The 6,247-nt window shown below is 73.8% G+C and carries 8 protein-coding genes; 7 read left to right on the forward strand and 1 reads right to left on the reverse strand.

Annotated elements, in window-relative coordinates; genetic code table 11:
• Positions 1 to 217 precede the first annotated feature (217 nt).
• From H5J33_RS19800 to H5J33_RS19810, 3 genes are read left to right on the forward strand one after another with little or no spacing between them, the layout of a single operon-like run.
• Complete coding sequence (locus tag H5J33_RS19800; protein ID WP_181796265.1) at positions 218 to 1,261, forward strand: iron ABC transporter permease; 1,044 nt, start codon at positions 218 to 220, stop codon at positions 1,259 to 1,261.
• Positions 1,258 to 2,304: an iron chelate uptake ABC transporter family permease subunit gene (locus tag H5J33_RS19805; RefSeq protein ID WP_181796266.1), complete on the forward strand. Its 1,047-nt coding sequence runs from the start codon at positions 1,258 to 1,260 to the stop codon at positions 2,302 to 2,304. The genes H5J33_RS19800 and H5J33_RS19805 overlap by 4 nt, the downstream gene beginning before the upstream one ends.
• A complete protein-coding gene (locus tag H5J33_RS19810; protein ID WP_181796267.1) occupies positions 2,301 to 3,143 on the forward strand; it encodes an ABC transporter ATP-binding protein in 843 nt (280 codons plus the stop codon). The genes H5J33_RS19805 and H5J33_RS19810 overlap by 4 nt, the downstream gene beginning before the upstream one ends.
• On the opposite strand, the gene H5J33_RS19815 is transcribed toward H5J33_RS19810, so the two are convergent.
• Positions 3,127 to 3,474 carry a sterol-binding protein gene (locus H5J33_RS19815; RefSeq protein WP_181796268.1) on the reverse strand — a complete coding sequence of 116 codons (348 nt, stop codon included), beginning with the start codon at positions 3,472 to 3,474 and terminating at the stop codon, positions 3,127 to 3,129. The genes H5J33_RS19810 and H5J33_RS19815 overlap by 17 nt on opposite strands.
• 42 nt (positions 3,475 to 3,516) lie before the next feature.
• Here H5J33_RS19815 and H5J33_RS19820 point away from each other — a divergent pair, with 42 nt between their 5' ends.
• From H5J33_RS19820 to H5J33_RS19835, 4 genes are all read left to right on the forward strand, one after another.
• Positions 3,517 to 3,798: a hypothetical protein gene (locus H5J33_RS19820; RefSeq protein ID WP_181796269.1), complete on the forward strand. Its 282-nt coding sequence runs from the start codon at positions 3,517 to 3,519 to the stop codon at positions 3,796 to 3,798.
• Positions 3,799 to 3,821: 23 nt separating this feature from the next.
• On the forward strand, positions 3,822 to 4,637 hold the full coding sequence (locus H5J33_RS19825) for a TlyA family RNA methyltransferase (protein WP_181796270.1): 816 nt from the start codon (positions 3,822 to 3,824) through the stop codon (positions 4,635 to 4,637).
• Positions 4,634 to 5,551 (forward strand): NAD kinase, encoded by a 918-nt coding sequence (locus H5J33_RS19830; RefSeq protein WP_181796271.1) that lies wholly within the window; start codon positions 4,634 to 4,636, stop codon positions 5,549 to 5,551. The genes H5J33_RS19825 and H5J33_RS19830 overlap by 4 nt, the downstream gene beginning before the upstream one ends.
• A gap of 39 nt (positions 5,552 to 5,590) precedes the next feature.
• On the forward strand, positions 5,591 to 6,247 hold a 657-nt coding region (locus H5J33_RS19835), incomplete at its 3' end, for an AAA family ATPase (protein WP_181796272.1).

Consider the following 6,247-nt stretch of genomic DNA (forward strand, 5'->3'; position numbering starts at 1 on the left):
GCCGGGGCAGCCACCCCACGGCCGTCTCGGCCGGGGCGGCCGCTTCGGGCGCCTTACGGCCAGCGGCCGCTTCGGATCCTTACGGTCGGGGTGGCCACCTCGGACCCCTACGGCCGGGGCGGCCGCTTCGGGCCCTCCCGGCCGGGGCAGTCACCCCCGGCCGGGGTCGGCACCGCCGGGGATCGAGAAGGAGGGCAGGGTAGGCTAACCTAACCTCGTGTTGGTCGACAGTCCTCCGGAACAGCGCGCGGAGCACGCCCCCGCGCCCCCAACCCGCCATGCGGCCAGGGCCCTTGGGCTCCTGCTCTCGGCCGTGCTGCTGGTGCTCGTCGCCCTGGCGAGCATCGCGGTCGGGGCGAAAGGGCTGTCACCGGCCCAGGTCTGGCACGGCCTGTTCCACGACACGGGCACGTACGCCGACGTGGTCGTGGGCGAGCGGCTCTCGCGCACGGTGCTCGGTCTGCTGGTCGGCGCCGCGCTCGGGCTGGCCGGCGCGGTGCTCCAGGCGCTGACCCGCAACCCGCTGGCCGACCCCGGGCTGCTCGGCATCAACGCGGGCGCCTCCGCCGCCGTCGTCACGGCCATGACCTATCTCGGCGTCACCAGCCTGACCGGCTATGTGTGGTTCGCGTTCCTGGGCGCGGCGGCGGTCGGCGGGCTGGTGTGGTTCCTCGGCGGCAGCCGGGGCGCCACCCCGGTGCGGCTCGCGCTCGCCGGTACGGCGATCACCGCGGCCCTGTACGGCTACCTCCAGGCCGTGATGATCACGGACGGCGCGGCCCTGGGCAAGATGCGCTTCTGGACGGTGGGTTCGCTGGTCTCGGCCAGCGGCTCGACCATCGTGCAGGTGCTGCCGTTCCTCGCGGTCGGCACGGTGCTGGCGCTGGCGCTGGCCCGGCCGCTGAACGCGGTGGAGATGGGGGACGACACCGCCCGCGCCCTCGGCGCCGACCTGGACCGCACCCGCGCGCTGGCCATGCTGTCCGCCGTGGTGCTGTGCGGTGCCGCGACCGCCGCCTGCGGCCCGATCATGTTCGTCGGCCTGATGGTGCCGCACGCCGTGCGCTCCTTCACCGGCCCCGACCTGCGCTGGATCCTGCCGTACGCCACGGTCCTGGCGCCCGTGCTGCTGCTCGGCTCCGATGTCCTCGGCCGGGTCGTGGCCCGGCCCGCCGAGCTCCAGGTCGGCATCGTCACCGCGATCATCGGCGGCCCGGTCTTCATCTTTCTCGTACGACGGCGGAGGACGGCCCAGCTGTGAAGACCCACTCCAGGAGCCGTGCCGTACGCACCCCCGGCGGGCTCTCCGTGCGCCTGGACCCGCGTGCCCTGACCGTCGTCGTGCTGCTGCTGGTCGCCGCCTGCGCCGCCGGGGTCGCCCTGATCGGGACCGGCGACGCGAAGATCCCGGCGGCCGACGTGCTGCGCACGCTCGCCGGGAACGGCACCGCCTACCAGGACTTCATCGTCAACGAACTGCGCCTGCCCCGGGTCCTCGTCGGCCTGCTGGTCGGCGCCTGCCTCGGCCTGGGCGGGGCCCTGTTCCAGTCCATCTCCCGCAATCCGCTGGGCAGCCCGGACGTGCTCGGCCTGTCGCAGGGCTCCACGGCCGGCGCGCTGGTCGTGATCGTGCTGATGTCCGGCAGCGCCTCCCAGGTGACCGTCGGCGCGCTGGCCGGCGGCCTCGCCACCGGTCTCGCCGTCTACCTGCTCGCCTGGAAGCAAGGCGTGCACGGATACCGGATGGTGCTGGTCGGCATCGGCGTCAACGCGGTCATGACGGCCGTCAACGGTTATCTGCTCACCAAGGCGGACCTGGTCGACGCCGCCCGCGCGGTGGTGTGGATGACGGGCTCCCTGGGCGGCCGGGACTGGGACCAGGTGTGGCCGCTGCTCACGCTGTGCGCCGTCCTCGTCCCGCTGGTCCTCGTCAACGCCCGCGGCCTGCGGATGATGGAGATGGGCGACGACATCTCCCACGCGCTCGGTGTGCGCGTCCAGCGGGTGCGGCTGCTGCTCCTGGTCGGTGCCGTCCTGCTCACCGCCGCCGCCACGGCCGCCGCCGGCCCCGTCAGCTTCGTCGCGCTGACCGCGCCGCAGCTCGCCCGCCGGCTGACCCGCTCGCCGGGACCCAACCTCGTGCCGTCGCTGTGCATGGGCGCGGCCCTGCTGGTCGCCGCCGACTGGGCCTCCCAGCGTGCCTTCGGCGCCGACCAGCTGCCCGTCGGCGTGGTCACCGGCGTGCTCGGCGGTGCCTACCTGCTGTGGCTGCTGGTCACCGAGCGCCGGGCGGGCCGGATATGACCCCCGCCGGCCCGACGAACAACCCGAGGAGCACCGTGAACCGCCTGTCCGCCCAGAACGTCACCCTCGCCTACGACCAGCGGGTCATCGCCGAGCAGTTGTCGGTGGAGATCCCCGACCACTCCTTCACGGTGATCGTCGGCCCGAACGCGTGCGGCAAGTCGACGCTGCTGCGGGCGCTGTCGCGGATGCTCAAGCCCAGCGAGGGCCGGGTGCTGCTGGACGGACAGGCCATCCAGTCGATGCCCGCGAAGAAGGTCGCCCGCACCCTCGGCCTGCTGCCCCAGACGGCCGTCGCGCCCGACGGCATCACGGTCGCCGACCTCGTCGGCCGGGGCCGCTACCCGCACCAGGGCCTGCTGCGCCAGTGGTCGGCCGAGGACGAGCGGGTCGTCCGGGAGTCGATGCGGCAGACCGGCGTGGCCGAGCTGGCCGACCGCTACGTCGACGAGCTGTCCGGCGGACAGCGGCAGCGGGTGTGGATCGCCATGGCGCTCGCCCAGCAGACCCCGCTGCTGCTCCTGGACGAGCCGACCACCTACCTGGACATCCAGCACCAGATCGACGTCCTCGACCTGTGCGCCGAACTCCACGAGGAGCAGGGCCGGACGCTGGTGGCCGTGCTGCACGACCTCAACCACGCCGCCCGCTACGCCACCCACCTCATCGCCCTGCGCGGCGGGAAGGTGATCGCCGAGGGCGCGCCGGGCGACATCGTCACCGCCGAGCTGGTGGAAGAGGTGTTCGGGCTGCGCTGCCAGGTGATCGACGACCCGGAGACGGGCACCCCGCTGGTCGTGCCCGCCGCCCGCAAGGCACGGCTCACAGCAGCTTCCTGAGCCGGAACAGATCCAGCAGGCCCGCCTCCAGCCGTACCCGGCCCGAGCCCCAGGCGGTCGCGAAGTTCAGCCCGCCGTCCACCAGGGCCACCAGGTCGTCCCCGGCCAGGGCGAGCCTGATCTGCGCCTTCTCCCGCGGCGGGCCCGGGTGGGTGTCGTCCACCTCGATCCGCCCGCCCGTCATCCGGCCGGTGAAGGTGACGTCCAGGTCGGTGATGTGGCAGCTCACCGAGCGCTCCAGCGCGGCGGCCGAGCGGACCTCGCCCTCGGCTCCCCGCATGTTGTCCGAAAGCTTCCCCAGCGCGGCGCGGCACTCCTCGATCGTGGCCATCGCCCCCGACCGTACCGCAGCGGTTCGAGGTAGCGTCGGGGCATGAGCGAGTCCGTGTCCGAGGCCGATGCGGCGGCGCCGGCCGAGCCCGGCCGGGCCTTGGAGCCCGCCGCCCCCGCCCCCCTGAACATCCCGCGCACGCCGACCGGCGACCCGGGGATCGACGCGCACCTGGAGCGGCTGGCCGACGCCGGCCACCTCGCCACCGACGGACACGCGGAGGTGTACGAGGATGTACTCCGGGGGCTGCGCGACGCGCTCAGCGCGCTCGACGCCCGCCCGGAACCTCCGGAGCCCCCGACGCCGTACCCCAGCAGACCGTAACCAGAGCAGGAGCTGAACCGAACGTGGCAGGAGTCGCACGCCGCCGTCTCGACGCGGAGCTGGTCCGCCGGAAGCTCGCCCGCTCGCGCGAGCACGCCAGCCAGCTGATCGCCGCCGGGCGGGTCACCGTCGGCAAGGCCGTGGCGACCAAGCCGGCCACGCAGGTGGAGACCGCCGCCGCCATCGTCGTCCAGGCCGACGACAGCGATCCCGACTACGTCTCCCGGGGCGGGCACAAACTGGCCGGGGCGCTGGAGGCGTTCGTACCGCGGGGGCTCGTGGTCGAGGGCCGGCGCGCGCTGGACGCCGGCGCGTCCACCGGCGGCTTCACCGACGTCCTGCTGCGCGCGGGCGCCGCCCATGTCGTCGCCGTGGACGTAGGGTACGGACAGCTCGCCTGGTCCCTGCAGCAGGATGAACGCGTCACCGTCAAGGACCGTACGAACGTACGCGAGTTGACGCTGGAGGCGATCGACGGGGAGCCGGTGGAACTGGTCGTGGGCGATCTGTCCTTCATCCCGCTCGGACTGGTGCTGCCCGCCCTGAAGCGGTGCGTGACGCCGGACGCCGATCTGGTGATGATGGTCAAGCCGCAGTTCGAGGTCGGCAAGGACCGGCTCGGCAGCGGCGGTGTCGTGCGCAGTCCCGAGCTGCGGGCGGAGACCGTGCGGAAAGTGGCCGAGCAGGCGTGGGAGCTGGGCCTCGGGGTGCGGGCGGTCACCGCCAGTCCGCTGCCCGGGCCCTCGGGGAACGTCGAATACTTTCTCTGGCTGCGGGCGGGGGCACCCCGGGTGGACCCGGCCGACGTCGACCGTGCAGTGGCGGAGGGGCCGCGTTGACACAGAACCATGCGCGTACTGTTTTCCTGCTCGCCCACACCGGGCGGCCCGCGGCGATCCGCAGCGCGGAACTCGTCGTCAAGGGCCTGCTGCGGCATGGCATCGGGGTGCGGGTGCTGGAGGAAGAGGCGTGCGACCTGCCGCTCCCGGACGAGGTGCACCTCGTCAAGGAGGCCACCGCGCAGTGCCTGGACGGCTGTGAGCTGCTGATCGTGCTGGGCGGTGACGGCACGCTGCTGCGCGGGGCCGAGTTCGCGCGGGCCTCCGGGGTGCCGATGCTCGGCGTCAACCTGGGGCGCGTCGGATTCCTCGCGGAGGCCGAGCGGGACGACCTGGACCGGGTGGTGGACCGGGTGGTGGCCCGGTCCTACGAGGTCGAGGAGCGGATGACCGTCGACGTCGTCGTGCACCGCAACGGCGACATCGTGCACACCGACTGGGCGCTGAACGAGGCGGCCGTGCAGAAGGCCGGCGCGGAGAAGCTGCTGGAGGTCGTGCTGGAGATCGACGGGCGGCCGGTGTCGGAGTTCGGCTGCGACGGGGTGATCCTGTCCACGCCCACCGGGTCCACCGCCTACGCCTTCTCCGCCGGCGGCCCGGTGGTCTGGCCGGAGGTGGAGGCGCTGCTGATGGTGCCGATCAGCGCGCACGCGCTGTTCGCCAAGCCGCTGGTGACCTCGCCGGACTCGGTGCTCGCGGTGGAGGTGCTGCCGCACATCCCGCCGGGCGTGCTGTGGTGCGACGGGCGGCGCACGGTCGAGCTGCCGCCCGGGGCGCGGGTGGAGGTGCGCCGGGGGGCCGTGCCGGTGCGGCTGGCCCGGCTGCACCACTCGTCGTTCACCGACCGGCTCGTGGCGAAGTTCGCCCTGCCGACCACCGGGTGGCGGGGGGCGCCGCACCACTCCTCGGAGTGACACAGGCGGGCCATGTGCGCCGGCCGCCCCGGACCTCGTATGGTCTGTTCCGTGTTGGAGGAGATGCGGATACGGTCGCTCGGGGTCATCGACGATGCCGTCGTCGAACTGTCACCGGGGTTCACCGCGGTCACCGGTGAGACGGGTGCGGGCAAGACCATGGTCGTCACCAGCCTGGGGCTGTTGCTCGGCGGCCGGGCGGACCCGGCGCTCGTGCGGATCGGTGCGGAGAAGGCGGTCGTGGAGGGACGGGTCGCCGTACCCCCCAACGCCGCCGCCGTCGCCCGCGCCGAGGAGGCCGGGGCCGAGCTGGACGACGGCGCCCTGCTGATCAGCCGAACCGTCTCCGCCGAGGGCCGCTCCCGGGCACACCTGGGCGGGCGCAGCGTGCCCGTCGGACTGCTCGCCGAGCTGGCCGACGACCTGGTGGCCGTGCACGGGCAGACCGACCAGCAGGGGCTGCTGAAGCTGTCCCGGCAGCGGCAGGCGCTGGACCGGTACGCGGGCGACGCCGTCGCCGTGCCGCTCGCCGAGTACACCGAGGCCTACCGGCGGCTGCGGGCCGTCTCCGCCGAGCTGGAGGAGATCACCACGCGCGCGCGGGAGCGGGCGCAGGAAGCCGACATGCTGCGCTACGGGCTCGACGAGATCGCCGCCGTGGAGCCCCGGCCCGGCGAGGACGCCGAGCTGGCCGAG

Source organism: Streptomyces sp. WELS2 (genome assembly GCF_013870595.1).
In the GTDB taxonomy this organism is placed as follows: domain Bacteria; phylum Actinomycetota; class Actinomycetes; order Streptomycetales; family Streptomycetaceae; genus Streptomyces.